26 protein-coding genes and 1 tRNA gene are annotated in these 25,703 nt (G+C 55.7%); 15 read left to right on the top strand and 12 right to left on the bottom strand.

What is annotated here, in order from left to right:
* The first annotated feature begins 106 nt into the window (after positions 1–106).
* Both FKCLFG_RS01570 and cysM read left to right on the top strand, forming a co-directional pair.
* The gene (locus FKCLFG_RS01570; RefSeq protein ID WP_472614498.1) at positions 107–541 is read left to right on the top strand and encodes a ComEA family DNA-binding protein; all 435 of its coding nucleotides are present in this window, start codon (positions 107–109) and stop codon (positions 539–541) included.
* Between the two features lie 144 nt (positions 542–685).
* Positions 686–1,588, top strand: a complete 903-nt coding sequence (gene cysM, locus FKCLFG_RS01575; RefSeq protein ID WP_472614499.1) for a cysteine synthase CysM — start codon at positions 686–688, stop codon at positions 1,586–1,588.
* Between the two features lie 71 nt (positions 1,589–1,659).
* On the opposite strand, the gene FKCLFG_RS01580 is transcribed toward cysM, so the two are convergent.
* A complete protein-coding gene (locus FKCLFG_RS01580) occupies positions 1,660–1,983 on the bottom strand; it encodes a hypothetical protein (RefSeq protein WP_472614500.1) in 324 nt (107 codons plus the stop codon).
* A gap of 516 nt (positions 1,984–2,499) precedes the next feature.
* Complete coding sequence (mltB, locus tag FKCLFG_RS01585) at positions 2,500–3,618, bottom strand: lytic murein transglycosylase B (RefSeq protein ID WP_472614501.1); 1,119 nt, start codon at positions 3,616–3,618, stop codon at positions 2,500–2,502.
* 260 nt (positions 3,619–3,878) lie between these two features.
* On the opposite strand from mltB, the gene FKCLFG_RS01590 reads away from it, so the two are divergent.
* The 3 genes from FKCLFG_RS01590 to FKCLFG_RS01600 all read left to right on the top strand — a co-directional run bounded on the left by FKCLFG_RS01590 (position 3,879) and on the right by FKCLFG_RS01600 (position 6,724).
* Positions 3,879–4,826, top strand: a complete 948-nt coding sequence (locus FKCLFG_RS01590; RefSeq protein ID WP_472615898.1) for a histone deacetylase family protein — start codon at positions 3,879–3,881, stop codon at positions 4,824–4,826.
* Positions 4,827–4,883: 57 nt separating this feature from the next.
* Entirely contained in the window at positions 4,884–5,816 is a 933-nt protein-coding gene (gene ylqF / locus FKCLFG_RS01595) for a ribosome biogenesis GTPase YlqF (protein ID WP_472614502.1), read from the top strand.
* A 116-nt stretch (positions 5,817–5,932) separates the two neighbouring features.
* The gene (locus FKCLFG_RS01600; protein ID WP_472614503.1) at positions 5,933–6,724 is read left to right on the top strand and encodes an enoyl-CoA hydratase; all 792 of its coding nucleotides are present in this window, start codon (positions 5,933–5,935) and stop codon (positions 6,722–6,724) included.
* A 75-nt stretch (positions 6,725–6,799) separates the two neighbouring features.
* Here FKCLFG_RS01600 and FKCLFG_RS01605 read toward each other — a convergent pair whose 3' ends face one another.
* The 5 genes from FKCLFG_RS01605 to groES all read right to left on the bottom strand — a co-directional run bounded on the left by FKCLFG_RS01605 (position 6,800) and on the right by groES (position 11,684).
* Positions 6,800–7,612: a MetQ/NlpA family ABC transporter substrate-binding protein gene (locus FKCLFG_RS01605; RefSeq protein ID WP_472614504.1), complete on the bottom strand. Its 813-nt coding sequence runs from the start codon at positions 7,610–7,612 to the stop codon at positions 6,800–6,802.
* A 58-nt stretch (positions 7,613–7,670) separates the two neighbouring features.
* Positions 7,671–8,324, bottom strand: a complete 654-nt coding sequence (locus tag FKCLFG_RS01610) for a methionine ABC transporter permease (protein ID WP_472614505.1) — start codon at positions 8,322–8,324, stop codon at positions 7,671–7,673.
* A complete protein-coding gene (locus FKCLFG_RS01615) occupies positions 8,314–9,363 on the bottom strand; it encodes a methionine ABC transporter ATP-binding protein (RefSeq protein WP_472614506.1) in 1,050 nt (349 codons plus the stop codon). Before FKCLFG_RS01615 ends, FKCLFG_RS01610 begins: the two co-directional genes overlap by 11 nt.
* A gap of 269 nt (positions 9,364–9,632) precedes the next feature.
* Entirely contained in the window at positions 9,633–11,288 is a 1,656-nt protein-coding gene (groL, locus tag FKCLFG_RS01620; protein WP_472614507.1) for a chaperonin GroEL, read from the bottom strand.
* Between the two features lie 105 nt (positions 11,289–11,393).
* Positions 11,394–11,684, bottom strand: a complete 291-nt coding sequence (gene groES / locus FKCLFG_RS01625) for a co-chaperone GroES (protein WP_472614508.1) — start codon at positions 11,682–11,684, stop codon at positions 11,394–11,396.
* Positions 11,685–12,000: 316 nt separating this feature from the next.
* Here groES and FKCLFG_RS01630 point away from each other — a divergent pair, with 316 nt between their 5' ends.
* A complete protein-coding gene (locus FKCLFG_RS01630) occupies positions 12,001–13,368 on the top strand; it encodes a sodium-dependent transporter (protein WP_472614509.1) in 1,368 nt (455 codons plus the stop codon).
* Between the two features lie 109 nt (positions 13,369–13,477).
* On the opposite strand, the gene FKCLFG_RS01635 is transcribed toward FKCLFG_RS01630, so the two are convergent.
* A tRNA-Pro gene (locus FKCLFG_RS01635) sits at positions 13,478–13,554 on the bottom strand.
* A gap of 29 nt (positions 13,555–13,583) precedes the next feature.
* Positions 13,584–14,513: a polyprenyl synthetase family protein gene (locus FKCLFG_RS01640; RefSeq protein WP_472615899.1), complete on the bottom strand. Its 930-nt coding sequence runs from the start codon at positions 14,511–14,513 to the stop codon at positions 13,584–13,586.
* Positions 14,514–14,978: 465 nt separating this feature from the next.
* Here FKCLFG_RS01640 and rplU point away from each other — a divergent pair, with 465 nt between their 5' ends.
* The 4 genes from rplU to proB all read left to right on the top strand — a co-directional run bounded on the left by rplU (position 14,979) and on the right by proB (position 18,075).
* Positions 14,979–15,290: a 50S ribosomal protein L21 gene (gene rplU / locus FKCLFG_RS01645; protein ID WP_472614510.1), complete on the top strand. Its 312-nt coding sequence runs from the start codon at positions 14,979–14,981 to the stop codon at positions 15,288–15,290.
* Positions 15,291–15,334: 44 nt separating this feature from the next.
* On the top strand, positions 15,335–15,613 hold the full coding sequence (gene rpmA, locus FKCLFG_RS01650; protein ID WP_472614511.1) for a 50S ribosomal protein L27: 279 nt from the start codon (positions 15,335–15,337) through the stop codon (positions 15,611–15,613).
* Positions 15,614–15,710: 97 nt separating this feature from the next.
* Positions 15,711–16,820 (top strand): GTPase ObgE, encoded by a 1,110-nt coding sequence (gene obgE, locus FKCLFG_RS01655; RefSeq protein WP_472614512.1) that lies wholly within the window; start codon positions 15,711–15,713, stop codon positions 16,818–16,820.
* A 136-nt stretch (positions 16,821–16,956) separates the two neighbouring features.
* Positions 16,957–18,075, top strand: coding sequence for a glutamate 5-kinase (gene proB / locus FKCLFG_RS01660; protein WP_472614513.1), 1,119 nt, complete (start codon positions 16,957–16,959; stop codon positions 18,073–18,075).
* A 40-nt stretch (positions 18,076–18,115) separates the two neighbouring features.
* Here the strand turns inward: proB and FKCLFG_RS01665 are convergent, their stop codons facing one another.
* The gene (locus tag FKCLFG_RS01665) at positions 18,116–18,673 is read right to left on the bottom strand and encodes a CNP1-like family protein (RefSeq protein ID WP_472614514.1); all 558 of its coding nucleotides are present in this window, start codon (positions 18,671–18,673) and stop codon (positions 18,116–18,118) included.
* Between the two features lie 7 nt (positions 18,674–18,680).
* On the bottom strand, positions 18,681–19,253 hold the full coding sequence (locus tag FKCLFG_RS01670; RefSeq protein WP_472614515.1) for an RNA pyrophosphohydrolase: 573 nt from the start codon (positions 19,251–19,253) through the stop codon (positions 18,681–18,683).
* 207 nt (positions 19,254–19,460) lie between these two features.
* On the opposite strand from FKCLFG_RS01670, the gene FKCLFG_RS01675 reads away from it, so the two are divergent.
* From FKCLFG_RS01675 to coq7, 5 genes are all read left to right on the top strand, one after another.
* Positions 19,461–21,185 (top strand): proline--tRNA ligase, encoded by a 1,725-nt coding sequence (locus tag FKCLFG_RS01675; RefSeq protein ID WP_472614516.1) that lies wholly within the window; start codon positions 19,461–19,463, stop codon positions 21,183–21,185.
* A gap of 81 nt (positions 21,186–21,266) precedes the next feature.
* Positions 21,267–21,872 carry a lytic transglycosylase domain-containing protein gene (locus FKCLFG_RS01680; RefSeq protein WP_472614517.1) on the top strand — a complete coding sequence of 202 codons (606 nt, stop codon included), beginning with the start codon at positions 21,267–21,269 and terminating at the stop codon, positions 21,870–21,872.
* Positions 21,873–21,926: 54 nt separating this feature from the next.
* The gene (gene lpxC, locus FKCLFG_RS01685; protein WP_472614518.1) at positions 21,927–22,862 is read left to right on the top strand and encodes a UDP-3-O-acyl-N-acetylglucosamine deacetylase; all 936 of its coding nucleotides are present in this window, start codon (positions 21,927–21,929) and stop codon (positions 22,860–22,862) included.
* A 177-nt stretch (positions 22,863–23,039) separates the two neighbouring features.
* Positions 23,040–24,317, top strand: coding sequence for a DNA polymerase Y family protein (locus FKCLFG_RS01690; protein WP_472614519.1), 1,278 nt, complete (start codon positions 23,040–23,042; stop codon positions 24,315–24,317).
* Positions 24,318–24,556: 239 nt separating this feature from the next.
* Positions 24,557–25,183 carry a 2-polyprenyl-3-methyl-6-methoxy-1,4-benzoquinone monooxygenase gene (gene coq7, locus FKCLFG_RS01695; protein ID WP_472614520.1) on the top strand — a complete coding sequence of 209 codons (627 nt, stop codon included), beginning with the start codon at positions 24,557–24,559 and terminating at the stop codon, positions 25,181–25,183.
* Between the two features lie 7 nt (positions 25,184–25,190).
* Here coq7 and FKCLFG_RS01700 read toward each other — a convergent pair whose 3' ends face one another.
* Positions 25,191–25,637 carry an OsmC family protein gene (locus tag FKCLFG_RS01700; RefSeq protein WP_472614521.1) on the bottom strand — a complete coding sequence of 149 codons (447 nt, stop codon included), beginning with the start codon at positions 25,635–25,637 and terminating at the stop codon, positions 25,191–25,193.
* Between the last annotated feature and the right edge of the window lie 66 nt (positions 25,638–25,703).

Consider the following 25,703-nt stretch of genomic DNA (forward strand, 5'->3'; position numbering starts at 1 on the left):
TTTCTGAATCGACTTGTTGTATAGTCTGCAATGCCACTTGCGAGTGCATTTCGCCAGTGCTATTTCGACTGTTTTAACAATCATCAACCTACTAAAGAGGAATGAAATGTTCAAAAAATTATTGCTGGGCGTGCTCGCTTTAATCGCAACTATGGGATTTGCATTCGCACAAGTCGATGTCAACAAGGCTGATCAGGCGGCATTGGACGGCATTAAAGGTATTGGACCAGCCAAATCCAAAACCATTATTGAGGAGCGCAAAAAGGGCGGCGACTTCAAGGATTGGCCAGATTTTGAAAAACGGGTCAAAGGTATTGGCGACAAAAATTCCGCCAAACTGTCAGAAGCGGGTCTGACCATCAATGGCAAGAACAGGCCGAATGCTCCCGCCAAAGCGTCTGCAGCTGCCACAGATAAAAAGGTGAAGGCTGCCACTGCGGAGCCGAAGGCCGCAACATCGGAAAAAGCGATGCCAAGTACAACGGCCCCGGCCAGCAAGGATAAGAAAGCCAAGCCAGAAGCTGCGCCATCTAAATATTAAATTAACTAACCGCAGATTTTCCCTGAAACCCCGCATGCGCAAGTTGCGGGGTTTTTTATTGCCGCACGATTTGGCGAGCAGTCAGCGCGAACTGGCTTGACTCGGACTAAAATACAGCTTTGTTAATCCGACAGACCGGACACCATGCGTTATCAGACAATAGAAAACACGATAGGCAATACCCCTTTGGTTGAACTGAAACGGATCGCGGGCGCTGATACTGCCAGTAGAAATAACGTTATCCTCGGCAAGATGGAAGGCAATAATCCGGCTGGCTCGGTCAAGGATCGGGCCGCCTTGTCGATGATCAAATGTGCCGAAGAACGCGGCGAGATCAAGCTTGGCGACACCCTGATTGAAGCCACCAGCGGCAATACCGGCATTGCGCTTGCGATGGTGGCGGCCCTCCGCGGCTACAAGATGGTTTTACTGATGCCGGAAAACCTCAGCATGGAACGGCGTCAAAGCATGTCTGCTTATGGTGCGCAATTGGTGCTCACGCCCAAGATCGGCGGCATGGAATATGCCAGGGATCTGGCGCTGCAGATGCAGAAAGACGGCAAGGGCATTATCCTTGACCAGTTTTCCAATCCGGACAACCCGCGCGCCCATTATGAAACTACCGGGCCCGAAATATGGCGCGACACCAATGGACGCGTGACGCATTTTGTGAGCGCGATGGGCACCACCGGCACCATCATGGGCGTGTCGCAGTATTTGAAGGAACAAAGCGGCGCAGTGCGCATTATTGGCGCACAGCCGGAAGAGGGTTCGCAGATTCCCGGCATCCGTAAATGGCCGGAAGCCTATCTGCCAAAAATCTATGACAAGTCCAGAGTCGACCAGATTGAAGCGGTAAGCCAGGCCGCATCGGAACACATGGCTAGACGGCTAGCGGTCGAAGAGGGGATCTTCTGCGGCATCTCCGCTGCTGGTGCTTGCGAAGTTGCGCTACGGGTTTCTCAAACGATAGAGAATGCCACCATCGTTTTTATCGTATGCGATCGCGGTGACCGCTACCTCTCAACCGGGGTTTTTCCCGCCTGAACTTCCCGGTCGCAGAACTGATAAGACGTCAGTCCTGCGATCAAATGCATTCCGCTACGCGCGGCCGTGGATTATGCTGTTGCCGCTTCTTTTGGCTTGAACTGCTTGTCGCTGATCCTGAACTTGTTGCGACGATCGCCCATCAGGTAACGCAGATCGCGGATGCTCAAATCACTCACTTCGTGCATCCGGATCAGGAGAGACGCGCCGACCGGCAATCTGCGGTGACGAATCTTGCTGATGACAGGTGGTGCAACTTCCAGCGCCCTGGAAAGTGCGGCATCGTTTTTCAGATGCAGTTTTTCGATCAGCGTATCCAGGAGACGGTTCGGATTGTATTCAAATTGGTCCATAAGTGCGGTGCTACCGGTGTCATTGTCTGTTTGAGTGCTCATGATCTTGGTCTTTCATTTTTTAAATTTTATGGAGATGGAAGCGCAACAAAGAATCTGCTTATTCATGCATCGCGGTGTAGTAATACCGTGAAACGGCGTAAGACCGTAAGCAAATTTACATTTAAAAACAAATCCTTAGATCCAGATAGATAGGCTGTACCAATTGCTTTTCATGCTCTTATAGTTGCTTCCACAGCAATACAAATATCACGCATAACGATGCGATGCTTTGAAATACCTGGTTAAATTTATTGCCCTAAAAGTAATGCAGCAATAAAAATCCCCAATTGCAATTGCTTTGATGCGCCAACAATTAATGCCGTGCGGCAAAAATGAACGTGATAGTAATCTCATTTCGAGAGAAATATCTGTAAAACAAGTGTCAGACTATTAAAAAATATAAAAATTCCCTCCACTCAAGAAATATTTTGTCAGATTAATAATAATTAGAGTTGATTGTTGTCAACATTGCATTAAGTATGCGCAATATCCCGAATGACGCTAATGGCTGCGCAACTATCGGGTGCGCATGGCGCTGATTGTGCGGCCAAGTTCGATGACCGACATCGCGTAAAAGAAGCTGCGGTTATACAGGGTGATGACGAAAAAATTATCGGTACCCAGCCAGTATTCGGTCGCTTCGATACCGTTTTGCAAATCAACCAGGCCGTATAGTAAATCGGTTGGTGCCTGCGGACTTGGCACTACACCTGCGCTTGCCAATGCATCGAACGTATATTTTGCCTCCAAGCCCTGGCCGAGGAATGATGCCCAAGGCTTGTCATGGTCGTCCGATGGGGGAATGGTCGCAGGGAAGACGATAGGATGGCCGCGTCTCCATCCATGCATCGTCAGGAAATGGGCCACACTGCCAATTGCATCTGCTGGCGAATTGCGCAAATCGATCTTGCCGTCCTGATCGAAATCAACCGCATAGGCGCGAATACTGCTGGGCATGAACTGCGGCCAGCCTATCGCTCCTGCGTACGATCCGGTCAGGGACCATGGGTCGATGCCGGATTCGCGCGCGTATAACAGGACATTTTCAAGTTCACCGCGGAAGAACTCCATTCTTGCCATGCGTGTCGGGGTATTCGGGTAGTCGAAAGCCAGGGTGGTCAGCGCATCGAGCACACGAAAATTTCCCATGTTGCGGCCATATACGGTTTCCACGCCGATGATGCCGACGATGATTTCCGCCGGAACGCCGTATTGTATTTCGGCACGTTCCAGTTCGCTGGCGTAGTCGTTCCAGAATTGCACGCCGGCATTGACGCGTATCGGCTCCACGAAACGTGCGCGGTAGGCTTGCCAGTTCTTTGGGCGTCCCGGCGGCGCCGGTTTCATCAGCTGGATTGCGGTTTCGGAATATTTAACCTGGGCCAGGATTGCTTGCAGTTCGGTCTTGTCGAAATGGTGTTTTTCAACCATTTTATCAATGAAGCTTGCGACTTCTTCCCACTGCCCAAAATTGACGAATTCCCCCTGATTTTCTTGCATAAAGGCGAGCTTACGCGCGGCACCGGGTTGGCCAGCCTGCGCTGCGGTGTGTGGCCCCAATCCCAGTGCGAGCAACAAGGGCAGGGTGGAAAGGAAAGTCGGACGCTGCGGTGTTTTGGGAAATTTTATCGACATTGTGCAAAAGTGGATTGTGGTTCTGAGGCGACGGCTGCAACAGCGCCGTCGGTGACTGCCTGGCGTTGGGGATACATGCGGCCCAGCCTGAAAGCGTAAGATAGTGAGTGTATGCAGTATGACGGGTTTGCGTTAGCGTCAGTTGTGTTGGACGGCTTTCAGCCGCTTTTTGCCGCTCTTTTTGCCATTTATCTATCCATGATTTCAACCCGATTTAATTCAAGAAGGTCATGCCCGCAGCAGCGGGCGATCATGCATCCATGACGACAGCTTTTTATACCCATCCCGATTGCATGCTCCATGAAATGGGCAGTTGGCATCCGGAGTCGCCGGCCCGGCTGCAGGCGATTGAAGATCAGTTGATTTCCAGCCGGATTGGCACTTATCTGGAGCATCGCCAGGCGCCGGCTGCCGATCTGGCTGACATCGCCCGCGTCCATACGCCGGCGGCCATCGCGCTGGTGCGCGACAACGTGCCGCAGGCGCACAGCGGCCAGTCCAGCTATTACCCGCTGGATGGCGATACTTCGCTCAATGCGTTCAGCTGGAAAGCGGCGCTGGCCGCTGCCGGTGCTGCGGTGGCGGCCACCGATGCTGTCATCAAAGGCGAAATTGAAAACGCCTTCTGCTCGATTCGCCCGCCCGGCCACCATGCGCGGCCGACGGAGCCGATGGGTTTTTGCCTGTTCAATAACGTCGCCATCGCGGTGCGGCACGCGCTGGAAGTGCATGGACTGCAACGGGTAGCGATCGTCGATTTCGATGTCCATCATGGCAACGGCACCGAAGAAGCATTCGCCAACGAGTCAAGAGTGCTGATGGCGAGTTTCTTCCAGCATCCGCTGTATCCGTACAGCGGGACCGACCGCAGCATCACGAATGCGATCAACATCGCGCTGCCGGCCTACACCGGAGGCGCAGTGGTGCGTCAGCAAATTACCGAAAAATGGTTGCCAGCGCTGCACGCATACCGGCCGCAAATGATCTTTATTTCGGCCGGTTTCGATGCCCACCGGGAAGATGATATTGGCCAGATGGATCTGGTCGAAGCCGATTTCGCATGGATTACTCAGCAGGTCATGGATGTCGCCAAACTGCATGCAGGCGGGCGCATCGTCAGTTGCCTCGAAGGCGGCTACAACCTGTCTGCGCTGGGGCGCAGCGTGGTCGCGCATTTGCAGGTGCTGGCCGGGCTGGACGGATTTTAGATGGTGCGCGCCACAACTCCGTACAATAGCGTTTTATCCCGCAAGAATTGATTCCGCATGTCGATACAATGGTTCCCCGGCCACATGAACGCCGCCCGCAAGAAAGCTGCGGAAACCATGGAAGCTACCGATCTGGTCATCGAAGTGCTCGATGCCCGCATCCCGCAAGCCAGTTGCAATCCAATGGTCGAAGAGTTGCGCCTGTTCCGGCAACGCCCTTGCCTGAAAATCCTGAACAAGAGCGATCTGGCCGACCCGGTGGCGACGCAAGCCTGGCTGGCTTTTTACAATAGCCAGAAAAACGTGCGCGCGGTTGCGCTGTCCTGCAAGAAACCGTCCGATGTCTTGAAAATCCCCGCCTTATGCTTGGAGCAGGCACCGCATCGCGGCGTGCCGACCAAGGCGCTGCGGATGATGATCATGGGCATCCCGAACGTCGGCAAATCGACGCTGATGAACGCCTTGCTCAAAAGACGCGTGGCCAAGGTTGGCGACGAGCCGGCGGTGACCAAGGTGCAACAGCGCTTGTACCTGAACAAGAACATGATCCTGATCGATACGCCCGGCTTGTTGTGGCCGAAAATCGCCCATCCGACCGACGGCCTGATGCTGGCCGCCAGCCACGCGATCGGCGTCAACGCCTTGATCGAGGAAGAAATCGCCACTTTCCTGGCCGAGATTCTGCTGCAGCGCTATCCGCAATTATTGGCAACGCGCTACAACATGAAAACCGAAGGCATGGATGCGGTCAGCGTAGTCGAAGGCGTTGCGCTGCGGCGCGGTTACCGCCTGAAAGGCGGCGACTGGGATTACGAAAAAGCCGCCAATACCCTGCTGCAGGATTACCGCACCGGCGCGCTGGGCCGCATCAGCCTGGAGACGCCGGACAGCCGCGCCGCGCTGCTCGCGAGCTACGTGCCGCCAGTATTGCTGGGCTTGTCGCAACAGATAATGCCGCCTGAAGATATCGAAGAAGAGCCCAAGAATTAAAAAATAATAGGGGAGTATGGTTAAAAATCATGCTTTATACGCATATATTAATTGCGGAATTAAATAATACGCTGCATAGTATATAAAAATATCAACATAATAAAGGCGGAGACAAAATGGGCCAGTCAGCAACAGATCAAGCGATTCCGATGGTATTGCACAGCCGTAGCGGCGGCATTGTTACCCTGACCTTGAACCGTGCGGCGCAATTCAATGCGCTCTCAGAACAGATGATGGACGCACTGCAGGCCGAACTGGATGCGCTCGCCCAAGACGCCACCGTGCGGGTGGTGGTGCTGGCCGCCGCAGGCCGCGCGTTCTGCGCCGGACACGACCTCAAACAGATGCGCGCCACGCCCGAACTGGCTTATTACCAAACCCTGTTCACGCAATGCAGCAAGCTGATGCTGACCATCCAGCAAATGCCGCAGCCGGTGATTGCGCGGGTGCAGGGCATCGCCACCGCGGCTGGCTGCCAGTTGATCGCCATGTGCGATCTGGCGGTGGCTTCCAGCACGGCCCGGTTCGCGGTGTCGGGCATCAATTTCGGACTGTTTTGCGCCACGCCATCGGTCGCCCTGTCGCGCAACGTATCGCGCAAGCAGGCCATGGAAATGCTGCTGACCGGCGACTTCATCGACGCTCAGACCGCAATGGCGCGCGGCCTGGTCAATCGGGTGGCGGAGCCGGAGCAACTCGATGCCGAAGTCGCCGCGCTGACTGCCAGCATCCTGAGCAAACCCGCAGTCGCGGTCGCGATGGGCAAGCAACTGTTTTACCAGCAATTGGAAATGGGCATCGATGCCGCGTATCAGTTGGCCGGCCAAACCATGGCCTGCAACATGATGGATGCAGCGGCGCTGGAAGGGGTGCAGGCGTTCATCGAGAAGCGCGCGCCGCAGTGGTAAAAAAACGACCGCAATAAAAAACGGGAGAGATGCGATATCTCTCCCGTTTTTTATTGCGCGGTTACTCGACCTGATTTACCAGGACACGATGACCGAGCTCTTGTACTGCTTCAGCACGAACTGTTTGACTTCCGGGCTGTGGTACGCCTTGAGCAGCTTCGCCACCCAGGGCTTGGCCTTGTCTTGATCGCGCACTGCGATCACGTTGGCGTACGGGCCTTTCGGGCCTTCGATGGCGATGGAGTCGGTGACCGGATTCAAACCGGCCGATTCGGCGTAATTGCCATTGATGACGGCAGCGTCGAGGTCAGCCAGAGAGCGCGGCAATTGCGCTGCATCGAGTTCGACAATCTTGATTTTTTTCGGATTGCTGATGATGTCGAGCGGGGTCGCTTTCAGGCCGGCATTGGCTTTCAGCTTGAACAGTCCCTGGGTTTGCAGCAGCAACAGCGCACGGCCGCCATTGGTAGGATCGTTCGGAATCCCGACCCGGGCACCCGCTTTCAAGCTGGCCAGCGATTTCACGCTTTTCGAGTACGCGCCCATCGGGAAAGTGATGGTGTACCCGACATTGGCGAACTTGTAGCCGCGATCCTTGATTTGCGCTTCCAGGTAAGGCAGATGCTGGTAACTGTTGGCATCGAGGTCGCCGGAAGCCAGCGCGGCGTTCGGTTGGATGTAATCGCTGAACTCGACGACTTGAATTTTCAAGCCATCCTTCGCGGCGATTTTCTTGACAAATTCCATGATTTCCGCGTGCGGGCCGCCGGTCACGCCGATCTTGATCGGTTTGTCCTGTGCCTGTGCTGGCGCGATGGCGAGGCTGGCGAACAAGCCCAGGGCGCTGAAAAATTGCAATGTATGACGCAAAAGAGGACGGCGTTGCATGATGTTCCTTTTCGAGATTAAAAACGGTGTTGAAAAAGCAAAAAATGAAAGCAAAAAATTAACGATGGCTGAGTCGGCGCACCAGCAGGTCGCCCAGCGATTGCACAATTTGCACGAATATGATCAAAATCAGCACCACCGCCAGCATGACCTCCGGCAGGAAGCGTTGATAGCCGTAGCGAATCCCGAGGTCGCCCAAGCCGCCGCCGCCAATTGCACCGGCCATCGCCGAATAACCGACCAGGCTGATGAAGGTGATGGTCAGGCCGGCCACGATGCCGGAAAATGCTTCCGGCACCAGCACCTTGAAGACGATTTGGGAAGTGGTCGCACCCATCGCCTGCGCCGCCTCGATCAGGCCGGGATCGACTTCGCGCAGCGCGGTTTCCACCAGGCGGGCGACAAAGGGCGCCGCCGCCAGCGTCAGCGGCACGATCGCCGCTGCAGTGCCGATCGAAGAGCCGACGAAGAAGCGCGTCAGCGGAATCACCGCCACCAGCAAAATGATGAACGGCGTCGAACGCACCGCATTGACCAGCAGCCCGGCCACGCGATTGAAAATCGGACTGGGCAATATGCCCTTGCGGTCGGTCAGGTGCAGGGCGATGCCGAGCGGCACTCCGAGCAGCGCTCCCAAAACGCCGGAAACCGCGACCATCAACAGCGTTTCGCCAAAGGAAGAAATGAATAAATCGAACAATTCAGATGACATGATTTAACTCCTCAACGATTACACCTTGCGCGCGCAGGTAAGTTATTGCTGCAGTGATATCGTCTGCAGCGCCGCTGGCCAGTACCGCCAGCGAGCCGAATGCCTGGCCCTGGATCTCGTCGATCTGGCCGTGCAGGATGGTGAAATCCATGCCGTAGCGGCGAATCGCTTCCGACAGCAGCGGCTGGTCCACGCTGGCGCCGGAAAATGCAAACCGGAACAAATGATCCTGGCCGCTGCCGGCCTGGGTTTGCGCCAGCTTGGCGCGCACCCGCTGCAGCACGCCTTGCGGCAATTCCTGTGCAATCACGTCGCCGATCAAGGCTTTGGTGACGTCATGCTTGGGTTCTCGGAAAACGTCGATGACTTCGCCTTGTTCGATGATTTGTCCGGCTTCCATCACGGCGACGCGGTCGCAGATGACCTTGATGACTTCCATCTGATGCGTGATCAGCACAATCGTCAGGCCAAGTTCGCGGTTGATGCGACGCAGCAATTCAAGGATCGAGCGGGTGGTTTCCGGGTCGAGCGCCGAGGTGGCTTCGTCCGACAACAATATTTTCGGGTCGTTCGCCAGTGCGCGCGCAATGCCGACGCGCTGCTTCTGGCCGCCGCTGATATGGGCCGGATAGCGCTTTTTCAATTCGGTCAGCCCCACCAGTTCCAATAGCGGCATGACTTTTTTGTGGATCTCGGCTTTTGACAGGCCGGCCAGTTCCAGCGGCAGGGCGACGTTGTCATACACGGTGCGCGAGGTCAGCAAATTGAAGTGCTGAAAAATCATGCCGATGTCATGCCGCGCAGTGCGCAGTTCTTTGGCGCCCAGGCCGGTCAGGTCGCGGCCATCGACCAGCACCCGGCCCGAGGTTGGGCGGTTCAACAGGTTGATGGTGCGCACCAGCGAGCTTTTGCCGGCGCCGCTGCGGCCGATGATGCCGAAAATCTCGCCTTTGCGAATCGACAGGCTGACGTCGCGTACCGCATCGACGTCGCCGTTTGCGCCTCTGAAACGCTGGTGGATTGCTTGTAGTTCTATCATCTGAATCGTGTATTTCTGCAAATAAAAAAGCGACAGGCTGTATCGTTATCGACACTCTGTCGCTGTATTTTTTCTCAAGGGAGTAATTCTACGGGAGCCGCTTTATAAGCGAAACGATTTGTATTGTATGTCGATATTACTTTTTGGTATATTTCGGCGACGCGCGCACACTCCTAAGCCCCATGAAAAAACCCGCACGGCGCAAACCGAGCGGGTTTTTTCGTTAGCAGCAGTTTAGCTTGCTTGTATCTAATAACCGAAAACGGTTATTACATCATGCCGCCCATGCCGCCCATGCCGCCCATACCACCCATGCCGCCCATATCAGGCATGCCACCGGCTGCTTTGTCATCAGCCGACTCAGCGATCATGCAGTCTGTAGTCAACATCAGGGAAGCGATCGAGGCTGCGTTTTGCAGAGCTGAACGGGTTACTTTTGCTGGATCCAGCACGCCCATTTCAACCATGTCGCCGTAAGTACCGTTAGCAGCGTTGTAACCGAAGTTACCTGTGCCAGCCAATACTTTAGCTACTACAACCGAAGCTTCTTCGCCGGCGTTTTGGACGATCATGCGCAGCGGCTCTTCCATTGCGCGCATAACGATCTTGATGCCAGCTTCCTGATCAGGATTGTCACCAGTGACCTTGATGTTGGCGCGAGCGCGCAACAGTGCAACACCGCCGCCAGGAACGATGCCTTCTTCGACTGCAGCGCGAGTTGCGTGCAATGCATCTTCAACGCGGGCTTTTTTCTCTTTCATTTCAACTTCGGTAGCAGCGCCAACCTTGATCACAGCAACACCGCCTGCCAATTTGGCAACGCGTTCTTGCAGCTTCTCACGGTCGTAGTCGGAAGTCGCTTCTTCGATTTGTACGCGTACTTGCTTGACGCGTGCTTCGATTGCAGCATGTTGACCAGCACCGTCGATAACGATGGTGTTTTCCTTGCCGATTTCAATCCGCTTGGCCTGGCCCAATTCTTCCAGCGTGACTTTTTCCAGTGTCATGCCAACTTCTTCAGCAACAACTTGTCCACCGGTCAGGATTGCGATGTCTTCCAGCATTGCTTTGCGACGGTCGCCGAAGCCTGGCGCTTTAACTGCGCAGGTTTTCAGAATGCCGCGAATGTTGTTGACTACCAGAGTTGCCAGCGCTTCGCCTTCGACGTCTTCTGCGATGATCAGCAGTGGACGGCCAGCCTTGGCGACTTGTTCCAGAATCGGCAGCAGGTCGCGGATGTTGGAGATTTTCTTGTCGCACAGCAGGATGAACGGATCTTCCAGCAATACAACTTGTTTTTCCGGGTTGTTGATGAAATACGGTGACAGATAGCCACGGTCGAACTGCATGCCTTCAACGATATCGAGTTCGTCGTTCAAGGATTTGCCGTCTTCAACAGTGATCACGCCTTCTTTGCCGACTTTGTCCATCGCTTCAGCGATACGCTCGCCGATCGATGCATCGCTGTTGGCAGAGATTGAGCCGACTTGAGCGATTTCTTTGGTAGTGGTGCATGGCTTGGCGATTTTTGCCAGCTCAACGATAGTTGCTGCAACTGCCTTGTCGATACCGCGCTTCAAGTCCATTGGGTTCATGCCGGCAGCAACGTATTTCATGCCTTCACGCACAATGGCCTGGGTCAATACGGTTGCAGTCGTGGTACCGTCGCCAGCGTTGTCGCTGGTGCGGGATGCAACTTCTTTCACCATCTGCGCGCCCATGTTCATGAGCTTGTCTTTGAGTTCGATTTCCTTGGCAACCGATACACCGTCTTTGGTGATGGTTGGCGCGCCGTATGAGCGTTCGATTACGACGTTGCGGCCTTTAGGGCCCAGAGTAACTTTAACCGCGTTGGCGAGAATGTTGACGCCTTCGACCATCTTGGAACGGGCTGAATCGCCAAATACTACGTCTTTAGCTGCCATGTGAATCTCCTAAACTGATTTTCGGGGCTGGCACTGCTTGAAAAGCTTGCCAGCCTGAGAATGTGATACGACTAAATTATTGATGCCTGACTGATGGCGTGTTGATTACTTCTCAACTACGGCCATGATGTCTTCTTCGCGCATGACGAGCAATTCATCGCCGTCAACCTTGACCGTTTGGCCGGAGTATTTGCCGAACAAAACACGATCGCCGACTTTTACAGCCAACGCACGGACCGAACCGTCTTCCAGAATCTTGCCATTACCTATTGCCAGAACTTCACCTTGATCCGGCTTTTCAGCTGCTGCTTCAGGCAGAACGATGCCGGATGCGGTTTTTGTTTCCTGATCCAGACGCTTTACGATAACGCGGTCATGCAAAGGACGAAGATTCATAAAAACTCCTTAGTATTCAATAGGTTTATGTTTTTTTGCGGCATATTTGCCACAAAGCATTCTTACTGCGCAGCCTTGTATTGGAAACAGGCTTTGCCGCAAAATTTTAAGGCCAGGAGAAACTATTAGCACTCTCCCCTAACGAGTGCTAATTATATGGGGGCTTATTGGCTTTTTCAAGGCGTCAAAAATAACAGTTATGAATTAACTTTCTGATCCAGTTTATGCTTTCGCATATCTGGTTTTCCAGTGCAAACGAAATGCTACAATCCGGCCCTTTCGCCATCCAGGCGTCTGTAATGGAAGAAGAAATGTCATGGGGCAACGCAAATACAGCGTGAAGCGGGACGGCTTCACTTCCAGTTTTGGTGTGCTGGCAGCCACCCTCGGTTCTGCTGTCGGTCTGGGCAATATCTGGAAATTTCCCTACCTGACCGGCGCCAATGGCGGCGCAGGCTTCCTGCTGGTTTACTTGCTGGCGACCCTGTTGATCGGGCTGCCGGTGATGATTGCCGAGATTACCCTGGGGCGTCAGGCCAAGGCTAATCCGATTACCACCTTGCAAACGCTGGCCCCCAAGGGGCAACCCTGGTGGCTGATCGGGGCTTTCGGCATGCTGGCCGCCTTTCTGATTCTGTCTTTTTATTCTGAAGTGGTGGCCTGGGTCTTCGCCTATGTGTTCAAGGCGATCGGCGGCTCCATCCTGAGTAGCGACCGGAGCGTAACCGAAGCTGCCTTTGGCGCGCTGATCAGCGATCCCTGGCAATCGGTGTTCTGGCAGTGGGGCGTGCTGTCTCTCATGGGCGGCATCCTGCTGCTGGGCGTGACCAAGGGCATTGAAGCGCTGACCAAGAAGCTGATGCCGCTGCTCTTTCTGTTGTTGTTGCTGCTGTGCATGGTCAGTCTGACTCTGGACAAGGCTGCTGAAGGTCTGGCATTCCTGTTTAATCCCGACTTCAGCAAAATCACGACTTCCGTGGTACTGACGGCGATGGGGTTGGCGTTTTTCAAGCTGTCGATTGGCATGGGAACCATGATGACCTATGGCAGCTATTTCCGCGACGATCAGAATATACCGGTGACGACTTTCCGCGTGATGAGCGCCGATCTGTGCGTTTCGATGCTGGCAGGCATTGCAATTTTCCCTGCGGTATTCACCTTTGGCTTCACGCCGGCAGCGGGGCCAGCGTTGGTATTCATTACCATTCCAGCGGTGTTTTCCCAGATTCCGATGGGGCAAATTTTGATGGTGGTTTTCTTCGTTCTGACTGCCGTGGCGGCAACCGGCGCCATGCTTTCTTTGCTGGAAGTGCCGGTGGTTATTTTTCACGAGCGCTTTAACTTGTCGCGCTCGAAATCTACTCTGCTGACTCTTGCGCTACTGGCGTTGCCGGCGTCGGGTGCCGCACTGACCAATAGCCTGCTGGCCGACTTCAAACCGTTCGGCCGCAACATGTTTGATCTGTTTGACTTTCTCTCATCCAACATCATCCTGCCGGCAGGTGGCATCGCCATCGCCATCTTTGTCGGCTGGTTTTGGGGTTTGGATAAGTTTAGTGGAGCGCTTTCCAATCGTGGTCAGTTACACAACCAAAGATTGGTGCGCACTGTTTTCTTTCTGTTACGTTATGTCTCGCCGCTGCTGATCCTGGTCGTGATGCTCAAAGGGTTGGGTATTTTCTAGTTGTTTTCGGGCGGGAGCCCGTGAACATGCCGAGTGACACGGAATTTGCGACGAGTGATTTTTTAGGGAAGAAAAATGGCGCTAAATTTTTTGCTTATAGGGCGAAGCCTGGTCGGGGTGAGAGGATTCGAACCTCCGGCCTCTACGTCCCGAACGTAGCGCTCTACCGGACTAAGCTACACCCCGACTGCGATGCAGGCGCAATCTTCGCTATTTCAGTGATTGCGTTTGACTGCAAAGCTGCACAATTCTAGCAAGGAATCCTTGAATCGATTGTCAGGCAAGTGCGCCAAAGCCGCTGCCGCTCTGCCGGCGGCCTGCTGCGCCTGGCTGGTGGTGTATTCGAGTGCGCCGGAGGTCGTGATGGCCGCCAGTATTTGGTCAAAATGCTGCTCATCGCCGTTCTCGATGCAGGCGCGCACCAGTTCGCGTTGTGTCGGCGTGCCATGTTGCATCAGATAAATTAACGGCAGCGTCGGCTTGCCTTCGCGCAGGTCGTCGCCGACATTCTTGCCGATTTCAGCAGCGTTGCCGGAGTAGTCCAGCACGTCGTCGATCAACTGGAAGGCGGTGCCGAGGGAGCGGCCGTATTCGGCAGCGGCCTCAATGGCGTCTTCTGGAGCGCCAGCAACGCGCGCCCCGAGTTGCGCTGCTGCTTCGAATAATTTGGCCGTCTTGGAACGAATGACCTGCAAATAGCGCTCTTCTGTCAGGTCCGAATCGTGCATATTGAGCAATTGCAGTACTTCACCTTCGGCCAGCACGTTGGTGGCATCGGCCAGAATCCGCATGACCTGAATATCGTCGATTGCGACCATCATCTGGAAAGCGCGCGAATGCAGGAAGTCGCCCACTAATACAGAGGCCGCATTGCCGAATAGCGCATTGGCAGTTTTTCGTCCGCGCCGCATCGAGGATTCATCCACCACATCGTCGTGCAGCAAGGTGGCGGTGTGGATCAGTTCGACCACGGCAGCGAGTTCGTGATGGTGCGTGCCGGTATAGCCGTAGGCATTAGCGACCAGCAAGACCAGTTGTGGACGGATGCGCTTGCCGCCGGCGCCGATGATGTACTGCGCAATCTGGTTGATGAGCGGGACATCGGAATGCAGGCGCGTGCGGATCACGTGGTTGACGGCGTCCATGTCGGCGCTGATGGATGGTATCGAGTTGCTGCTGGCGGTGAGGTCGGTTGCGGTAGACAAGGTGGCGCCTGTGAAAAATCATCAATTGCGGGAATTATACGATGACAATATCGTTGCGATGTGATCCGGTTCAGTGGCCCGGCGTACTCGGGATTGTTGTCGCGCAGCAGCAACGGCTTTCCGGATGCTGCTGGCAGCAAGAAATAATATACGGAGTATCGTTAATTTGCCAGTGTATCCGCATGCATTTCAAGTGACTTTCAAAATACATGCACAGGTATTCTAAATAGCCGGAATTGTACAAAGCAAGTTTGGAGTGTCCACAACATTATTGTGGCAATCGACCGGTGCAAATTTTGACCGTCATCGCAAGTCCATGTATAATTTGCGGTTTTCCGTATTAGGCAAGTGTTTTTTGCATGCTTCGGAAAAGAAAGTTTATTCAATTATTCGATGAGGTTCCACATGTATGCGGTCATAAAAACCGGTGGCAAACAATATAAAGTTGTTGCTGGTGAAAAATTTAAAGTAGAACAGATACTTGCAGACATTGGCTCCGAAATCACCCTAGATCAAGTGCTCGCAGTGGGCTCAGGTGACACCATTAAATTTGGTGCTCCGCTGGTTGAAGGTGCAACGGTGCTGGTTACGGTAGTGGCGCAAGGGCGTCACGATAAGGTCAAGATTTTCAAGATGCGTCGTCGTAAGCATTACCAGAAACATCAAGGCCATCGTCAAAATTACACCGAACTGCAAATCGTCTCCATCAACGCTTAATACACCAGCGTTGTTCGAGTTAACCAGATACCAAGGAGTTTCAAATGGCACATAAAAAAGGCGGCGGCACTACGCGCAATGGTCGCGATTCCGAGTCAAAACGGCTAGGCGTCAAAGTCTACGGCGGCCAGGCAATCAATGCCGGCGGCATCATCATTCGCCAACGCGGTACTAAAGTACATCCGGGCGAAAACGTCGGTATGGGCAAGGATCACACGTTGTTCGCACTGATCCAAGGCAAGGTACAGTTTGTTATCAAAGGCGCGTTGAGCCGCCAGTTCGTAACAGTAGTACCTGCAACTGTAGCTGTAGTTGCTGCGTAAGCATCGTTTGTAACGATTGCGCAGTGTAAGGCGAAAGCCTTCAATCGAAAGGCTCTGCCCCAGGTAGGGCCTTTTTAGCTTTTGGGCGGCAAAAAATATGAAATTTATCGACGAAGCAAAAATTGAAGTCATTGCTGGTGACGGCGGCAACGGGGTCGCATCATTTTGTCGTGAAAAATTCAGACCTTTCGGCGGCCCGGACGGCGGCGATGGCGGCAAGGGCGGCAGCATTTATGCGGTAGCAGATCGCAATATCAATACGCTGGTGGATTTTCGTTTCTCCAAATTGCACAAAGCGCGCGACGGTGAAAACGGCCGCGGCGCGGATTGTTACGGCAAGGGCGCCGATGACATCATGCTGCGCATGCCGGTGGGAACATTGGTTGTCGATTACAACACCGGCGAAGGCATTGCCGATCTGACCGAGCACGGTCAGCAAGTCTTGCTGGCCAAGGGCGGCGAGGGCGGCTGGGGTAATATTCACTTCAAATCCTCGACCAACCGGGCGCCACGCCAGAAGGGCGATGGCAAGGAAGGCGAGCGGCGCGAACTGCGGCTGGAATTGAAGGTGCTGGCAGACGTCGGCCTGCTGGGTATGCCGAACGCCGGTAAATCGACCTTTATCACCGCAGTTTCGAATGCGCGGCCAAAAATTGCCGATTACCCTTTCACGACATTGCACCCGAATCTGGGCGTAGTGCGCGTCAGTCACGAGAAAAGTTTTGTGATTGCCGATGTCCCCGGTTTGATCGAGGGCGCGGCCGAAGGCGCCGGTTTGGGACACCGCTTCCTGCGCCATTTGCAGCGCACCGGTTTGTTGCTGCATATCGTTGATCTGGCTCCGTTCGATGACATGGTTGATCCAGTCAAGGAAGCGAAAGCGCTGGTCAAGGAATTGAAGAAATACGACGAGTCGCTGGTCGACAAACCACGCTGGCTGGTATTGAATAAGCTGGATGTGATACCGGAAGACGAGCGCAAGCAACGCGTCAAGGATTTCATCAAGCGCTTCGGTTGGAAAGGGCCGGTATTTGAAATTTCCGCTCTTAACCGTAATGGTTGTTCAGAATTGGTGACGGCGATTTACCGCCATCTGGAAGAAAAACGCAATGCCGAGTACCGCGCCGAAGAGATTCAAATGACGGAAGAAGCACGCGGCATCGCATCGATAGATCCGGACGATCCACGCTTCAAGATAATCGATTAAGCTGTTTTACAGGTATCCCAAGCACGGCGGGACGGCAGTTGCCGGTCCCGCCGTTTTTCGATGTAACGTCCAATGCACATGCGGCGCATGCGCTTTTGACGCTTGACTGATTTTTCTCCGGCAGTTACCGAAAAATATGCATTCTGTTATTCAAAACGCCAAACGACTGGTGATCAAAGTAGGTTCCTCGCTGGTGACTAACGATGGGCGCGGCCTGGATCATGTGGCCATTGCAAATTGGGCCGATCAAATCGCCCGCCTGCGACAAACGGGCAAGGAAGTTGTGCTGGTGAGTTCGGGTGCAATCGCCGAAGGCATGTTGCGGCTCGGCTTCCTGCAGCGTCCGACCGGTATCGACAAGCTGCAAGCCTGCGCTGCGGTGGGGCAGATGGGACTGGCCCAAATCTACGAAACCAGTTTTCAGGCGCACGGCCTGCGCACCGCACAAGTGTTGCTGACCCATGCCGATCTGGCGCACCGCGAGCGTTATCTGAATGCGCGCTCGACCTTGCTTACCCTGTTGCGCATGGGAGTGGTGCCGATCATCAATGAAAATGACACGGTGGTCACCGACGAGATCAAGTTCGGCGATAACGATACCCTGGGTGCGCTGGTGGCGAATCTGATCGAGGGCGATGCATTGATCATCCTGACCGATCAGAAGGGCTTGTACACTGCCGATCCACGCAAGGACCCGGATGCGGTGTTCGTGCACCGGGCGAATGCGGGCGACCTGGCGCTGGAAACGATGGCCGGCGGCGCCGGTAGCAGCCTCGGGCGCGGCGGCATGCTGACCAAGATACTGGCGGCAAAACGGGCCGCCAGTTCCGGCGCGCATACCGTAATCGCCTGGGGCCGCGAGGAAGAAGTCTTGATCCGGCTGGCGAGCGGGGAATTGATCGGCACGCAGCTGACCGCCCAAACCGGGCAATTGACTGCACGCAAACAGTGGATGTCCGATCATTTGCAGACTGCCGGCCGTGTCGTGCTGGACGCGGGCGCAGTGCAAAAAGTGAGCGAAGAAGGCAAATCCCTGCTGCCGATCGGCGTCACCCAAGTGCACGGCCAGTTCGGCCGCGGCGAAGTCATTACCTGCACCGATGAAGACGGCCGCGCAATCGCACGCGGCCTGACCAACTATTCGAGCTCGGATGCGCGCCGCATCATCCGGCACGCTTCCGGCGATATCGAATCGATTCTGGGCTTTATTGAAGAGCCTGAACTGATCCACCGCGACAATCTGGTGTTGCTTTAAATCCGATTAAGTACCGCCGTGTCGGCGGGACCGCGTTGCGCTAATCACCGGAAATCGATAACGGGCGCCGGTTGCGGATCCTGTCGATGATTTCGGTCGCCTTGCCTGCAACCTGGCCGTCGCGGCAGAAATAATCCTGGGCCAGCGTCACGTGTTGTCGATTTGTAGCATTCTTGAAGATCGGCTGCCACTCGTCCCGCCTGGCGCGTGACCAGCTGCCGTCGGCGCGGCCGAATGCGTACAGCTTCTTCTCGAACAACTGGCAGCGTATCCCTTCATAACTGATGCTGCTGGCCCCGGCGCTGCTTTGCGCCACCAGTGTGTAGCGCACCACGCCATCGGTCCCCACCGTCAAGGCTTTGGGATCGATATGGAAGCTTTGGGACGTATTTGGCGTGATGGTAAAGGGCAGCAATGCATCGGTATTGGGCGCGGCGGGTAGTTGCAATGCCAGCTCTTGCCACAGATTAACCTTGTTGCTTTCTTCCTCATCCTGATTCGACTTAATCTGCGCCAGTGCTGAACCCGCCAGCAGGATTGTCGCCAGAAAAATTGCAGGCTTGCTGCGGGCAGTGGTAAGTCTGTTGTTTTTTTGCATGAAAAATTTATTCATCGTTGGGTTCTATTTCCGGCAAGCGGGGCGCGTGCGGTTGGCGCAAATAGCGTGATGTATGTCGCTGCTGCTGCGTCGTTGTGTCTGCCACTGGGCGCGACAGGAAACGCGACAGTTCCTGCAGCGCCTTTTGGTAAACATCGCGTTTGAATTCGATGACGATATCCATCGGCACCCAGTAATCGTGCCAGCGCCAGGCATCGAATTCCGGATGCTCGTTGATGCGCAGGTTGACGTCGCAATCGCGACCCACCATGCGCAGCAGGAACCAGATTTGCTTCTGGCCGCGATAGTGGCCGCGGATTTCACGCTTGATGAAATGGTCCGGCACCTCATAGCGCAGCCAGTCGCGAGTGCGGCCGACCACCCGTACATGCTCCGGGCGCAAGCCAACCTCTTCTTCCAGTTCGCGGAACATTGCTTGTTCCGGCGATTCGCCGTATTTGATGCCGCCTTGCGGAAATTGCCACGAATGCTCGCGCACCCGTTTGCCCCACCACACTTCGTTTTGTGTGTTGAGCAGGATAATGCCGACGTTGGGTCGAAACCCTTCACGGTCCAGCATATTGCACCTCGATATTTTCTGCTGCTAGCTGCACCTCATCCTGAATTTGGTCCTAATTCGGTACATATCATGCACTGCGCGCAAGCTGCCAGCGAGTGGCGTTGCGCGCGGTCTTGAACCAATTGTACGAAGATGTGATGCATTAGCCTGCGAATACTTTAAAATTGGGTTGATTATAACTCTCTCTTTTTAAAAGAATACATCGCCATGCGCGCTTCCCGTTTTTTCATTTCCACCCTTAAAGAAGCACCTTCAGATGCTGAAGTTGTCAGTCACAAGCTCATGGTACGTGCCGGCATGGTCAAGCGCATCGGCTCCGGTATTTATACCTATATGCCGATGGGTTTGCGTGTCATCCGCAAGGTGGAGGCCATCGTGCGCGAAGAAATGGTGCGCGCGGGCGCCATTGAGATGCTGATGCCGGTAGTGCAACCGGCCGAGTTGTGGCAGGAAACTGGCCGCTGGGACAAGATGGGCCCGGAACTGATGCGGGTCAAAGACCGCCACGGCCGCGACTATGCGATCCAGCCTACCTCGGAAGAAGTAATCACCGATGTGGTGCGCTCTGAAATCAAGTCGTACCGCCAGTTGCCGCTCAATTTTTACCATATCCAGACCAAGTTCCGCGATGAGCGTCGGCCCCGCTTCGGCTTGATGCGCGGGCGCGAATTCACCATGAAGGATGCCTACTCGTTCGATCGCGACGTGGATGGACTGAAGCAGTCGTACCAGCTGATGTACGACGCTTATGTGCGCATTTTCAATCGCTTCGGCTTGCAATTTCGCGCGGTGGCAGCCGACAACGGCGCCATCGGCGGCTCCGGTTCGCATGAATTCCATGTGATCACCGATACCGGCGAAGACGCCATCGTGTACTGCCCAAGCTCCGATTACGCCGCCAACATGGAAGCGGCGGAAGCGTTGCCGCTGACCGCGCAGCGTTTGGATGCGACCGAAGCGCTGGTCAAGACTGCCACGCCGGGTCAGTCAAAATGCGAACAAGTGGCGGACTATCTGAAGATTCCGCTGGAAAAAACCGTCAAATCCATCGTGCTGACGGTCGAAAAGCCGGAAGGCAAGGAAGTCTGGCTGTTGCTGTTGCGCGGCGACCATAGCTTGAATGAAGTCAAGGTAAGCAAGATTGACGGCATCGCCGGTTATCGCTTTGCCACCGAAGATGAAATCATCGAATGGTTCGGCACCAAGCCCGGCTATCTGGGACCGATCAACACCGTCAAGCCGGTCCGGTTGGTAGTTGACCGCACGGTCGCCAACATGAGCGATTTTGTGTGTGGCGCGAATACCGAGGATTATCACTTCACCGGCGCCAACTGGGGCCGCGATCTGCCGCAGCCGATGGTCGCTGATTTGCGCGACGTGGTGGCGGGCGATCCGTCGCCGGACGGCAAGGGCGTGCTGGCGATTCAGCGCGGCATCGAGGTCGGGCATGTGTTTCAGCTCGGCACCAGCTATTCCGAATCGATGAAGGCGACCTTCCTGGACGAAAACGGCAAGCCGCAACTGCTGCAAATGGGCTGTTACGGGATAGGTATAACGCGCATTCTGGGCGCTGCAATCGAGCAGAATTTCGACGACAAAGGCATCATCTGGCCGGCATCGCTGGCACCGTTTGAAGTGGTGCTGTGTCCGATGGGCTACGACCGCAGCGAAGCGGTCAGACTCGAAACCGACCGTCTGTATGCGGCGCTGCTGGAGGCTGGTGTCGATGTGATACTGGACGACCGTGGTGAGCGCCCGGGCGCGATGTTTGCCGACTGGGAATTGATCGGGGTGCCGCATCGGATCGTGATCGGCGAACGCGGCCTGAAGGACGGCAATCTGGAATATCAGGGGCGGCGCGATAGTGCGGCAACCGTGGTGCCGGCAGCAGAAATGCCGGACTTCGTTCGTGCCCGCCTGGCGGCTTTGTAATCCTGATAGTTTAACGGGAGTATTTATGAAGTCGCATTGTTATATTGCGGTAATTGCATGCTTTTAGGCAATACTAGAGGCATGTATAATATTTGTTTGCGACTTGCGCTGGTGACTTGGCTGGGCGTCTGCCTGCCGGTGCAGGCCGGCAATCAGCAGGAAATCGCGCTGGCTGACTCGGTGCGGCTCGCTTTGGCGCATGCGGTTGCAGACGGCCGGCCACTCAAGCCGCAGATCGAAGATGCCAACGAGCGCAATCAATACCTGCGCTGGCTGGGCGAAATGTCGCAGCGCTTGCAAAAGAGAGTGCCCGATGTGCAGATGCGCCAGGAATTCCTGGAATCGGTCTGGTATGAAGCCACCCGCGCCGGGCTCGATCCGGCCATGGTGCTGGGCCTGATCCAGGTCGAATCGGCATTCCGCAAATACGCGATGTCGATCGTCGGCGCGCGTGGCTACATGCAGGTGATGCCGTTCTGGACCCGCGTCATCGGCGACAATGACCGCAGCAAGTTGTTCCAGATGCAAGCCAATCTGCGTTACGGCTGCGCCATCCTGCGCATGTATATCGATATGGAAAATGGCAATCTGTACCTGGCCCTGGGACGTTATAACGGCAGCCGCGGCCGCCCGGATTATCCGAATGCGGTGCTGTCGGCCTGGAACAAGTGGAAATTGCAGAGCTAATTTTGTTTTTTCATGTCTTTCGTGGACCAACCTTCAGTTGGTAATAATAAAAAAATGTTGAAACAAAGAACCATCAAACAAACCGTCAAAACCGTCGGCGTCGGGCTGCATTCCGGCACCAAGGTTGAGCTGACCTTGCGCCCGTGCGGCCCGGATAGCGGGATTACTTTCCGCCGTGTCGATCTGGACCCGATCATCAGTTTTCCGGCCGCCGCCATGGGCGTCGGCGACACGCGCATGGCTTCGACCCTGGTCAGTCAGGGCGCCCGGGTCTCGACCGTCGAGCATGTGATGTCGGCCTGCGCCGGGCTGGGCATCGATAATCTGGTGATTGACGTGAGCGCCGAAGAGATTCCGATCATGGACGGCTCGGCCTCGTCTTTCGTGTTTTTGCTGCAGCAGGCCGGCATGCAAGAACAGGAAACGGCCAAGAAATTCATTCGGGTGTTAAAGCCGGTGGAAATCCGCGAAGGGCAGGGCGCTGCCGAAAAATGGGCGCGGCTGGAACCTTTCAATGGCTTCAAGCTGGACTTTTTCATCGAGTTCAACCATCCGGCGGTAGACGGCACCAGCCAGCAGGCCGAAGTCAATTTCGACCGGGTGTCATATGTGCGCGACGTCGCGCGGGCCCGCACCTTCGGCTTCATGCAGGACGTGGAAACCCTGCGCGGCCTGGGTCTGGCGCAGGGCGGCTCGATGGAAAACGCGATCGTGATGGATGAATACCGGATCCTGAACATGGATGGCTTGCGCTACGACGACGAATTCGTGCGCCACAAGATTCTCGATGCAATCGGCGATCTGTACCTGGTCGGCCATCCGTTGCTGGCCAGCTATGTCGCCCACAAATCCGGCCATGGCCTGAACAACCAGCTGCTGCGCGCCTTGCTGGCGCAGCCGGATGCCTATGAAATCATCAGCTTCGAGCACACTGAGGCCGCGCCGCCAGCCTACGCCAACCAAGCCAGCATGGAATGGGCGCTGGTGTGAGCGCTTTGGCCGCATTCCATATGATCGCGGCCCGGGCGCTGGCTGGAGTTGTGAGGCTGCATCTGCGCCACCCTTAAGCTGTAGCTGGATTTTTCCGACATTCCGTAAAAGCCAAATTATACTGTATATAAACACAGTATAATTTGGCTTTTACGCTTATGCAGGAAAGGGCTGGCGATGACTTTGCGTGCGCTGTATGTGGATTCCAATTCGTATTTCGCCAGCGTCGAGCAGCAATTGCGGCCGGAGTTGCGCGGCCGGCCGGTTGGCGTGTTGGCGGTGCTGACCGACACCACTTGCTGCATTGCCGCCAGCACCGAGGCCAAGCGCTTCGGCGTCAAGACCGGCACTTCGGTGCGCGATGCCCGCAAGCTGTGCCCCGAGATCGTGTTCGTCGAGTCGCGTCCGGCCGTGTATGTCCAGATGCACCACAAGCTGGTGGCGGCGGTCGAATCCTGCATCCATGTCGAGCAGGTGCGCTCAATCGATGAAATGTGGTGCCGCTTGCGCGGGCGCGATGTGCAGCGCGAGGGCGCGGTGCAGCTGGCGCAGCAAATCAAACAGGCGATTTACCAGGCGGGTGGCAGCGTCATGCACTGTTCGATCGGCATCGCTCCGAATCGCTTCTTGGCCAAGACTGCCTCCAACATGCAAAAGCCGAATGGCCTGGTGGTCATCGAGCAGGCCGACTTGCCGCAGGCGCTCTTCAAGCTGGAATTGCGCGCGCTGACCGGTATCGGCGGCTCGATGGCGGCGCGGCTGGACGCTTGCGGCATTACTAGCGTGCAGCAACTGTGCAACGCCTCAGCGGCGACCTTGCGCAAGGCCTGGTCCGGCGTGGCGGGCGCGCGTTTTCATGCGATGCTGCACGGCGACGATATCGCGGAGACGCCGACCCAGCGCAGCACGGTGGGCCATTCGCATGTGTTGGCGCCGGAGTTACGCCACCGGGATGCCGCGTACGCGGTGCTGCACCGTTTGCTGCAGAAGGCGGCGATGCGCTTGCGCAGCATCGACTGCATCAGCGCACGTTTGTGCGTGAAGGTGACGCTGAAAAATCGTCGCCACAGAGTCGTCTGCTGGGACGATGACGTTGCGCTCGATCCGACCAGCGACACCCGCGCCTTGCTGGCGGCATTCGACGTACTCTGGCAGCGCTATCCGCCGCAAGCCAGCGCTCGCGGCTGGGAGCCGATGGCGGTCGGCGTCACGCTGGTGAATTTGTCCGAGGCGCGCAATCAAAGCCTTTCGTTGTTTTCCGGCAGCCACGCGCAACATCAGCTGGATGCCGCAATCGATGCGCTGAACCTGCGCTACGGCAAGAATGCGCTGTATTTCGGCGGCGCGGCAGCGGCCCTGCAAGCCGCGCCGATGCGCATTGCATTTACCCATGTGCCGGATCTGGCGCTGGAGTCGGACCGGGAAGGCGTGCGCCCGGATTTGGATAAAAAATAATACTAATGATTGTATTATTTAAAAATCACATTTTACATGCGGTAATCGATATGATTTAAGGCATACCCCCAATAATTTCATTTATTTGCAGGGTAATTTCAAGTGCGCTTGGCCTGCCCGGAAAAAGTCGCCGGTCACTTGCGCAGGCGCTTCCGTCATAATATTGGGCGGTGGCATGGTGCATTGGAAAAATGCGCCATGCCCGGATTAATGCAGTGTAATTCTCAAAGGTTATCGATATGCGTCAATTGGATACATTTATCATTGGCCTGGACAAGGCCTTGCGCGTGGTGTCGGGCGTTGCGGCGGCGTCGCGGCCGTGCCCGGCAGGCTTGGCTGAGGATGGCGAAATGGACGATAAGGAACGCCGCCATAGCGCCGGCCTGATGCGCATCAACCACGTCGGCGAAGTGTGCGCGCAGGCGCTGTATGACGCCCAGGGACAGTTTTCTAAAAATGCGGAAGTGCAGCAGCAGTTCGCGCAAGCCGGGCGCGAGGAGGAGGATCATCTGGCCTGGAGCGCGCAGCGTTTGCAGGAATTGGGTTCTCACACCAGCCTGCTCAATCCTTTGTGGTACGCCGGCGCCTATGCGCTGGGCACCATCGCCGCCAAGCTGGGCGATGCGCGCAGCCTGGGTTTTGTGGTCGAGACCGAGCGCCAGGTTGAGGCGCATCTGAATAGCCATCTCAGCATTTTGCCGCCGCAGGATGTGCGTTCGCGGGCAATTGTCGACCAGATGCGCATCGATGAAATTGCGCACGGCGCAGCGGCCCAGTCGCTCGGCGCGGCAGACACGCCAGCGCCGGTGCGCATGGCGATGCAGGCGATGGCCAAGTTGATGACGACCACCGCCTACCGGATTTAATCAGCTCTCAGTCGGCTGAAGTCGCCACAATCAGGTCGTCGATGATCTCGAACGAGTGCGTAATCTGGGCTGATTTTTCCATCATGATGGAAGCCGAACAGTATTTCTCGTGCGACAGTTTGATTGCGCGCTCCACCAGATTCGGCTTCAGATTGCGCCCCCGCACGGTGAAGTGGAAGTGGACGGCGGTAAATATTTTCGGATCTTCGGTGGCGCGTTCCGCCTTCAGGGTGACGTCGCAGCCGCTAATGTCCTGCCTGCTTTTGCGCAGGATCAGCACCACGTCGTAGGCGGTGCAACCGCCGGTGCCGGCCAGCACCAGTTCCATCGGCCGCGGCGCCAGATTGCGCCCGCCGCCGTCCGGCGCGCCATCCATCATCGCAATGTGACCGGAGCCGGTTTCCGCTAAAAAAGTCATTCCGGACAATCCTGCCCAGCGTACGGTGCATTCCATAGTGTTCTCGCAGTAAAAAAGACAGCGGTGATTGTAACTCCGGTAACTGCAGTCACTGGGCTGGCA

Source organism: Gelidimonas denitrificans (assembly GCF_055694065.1).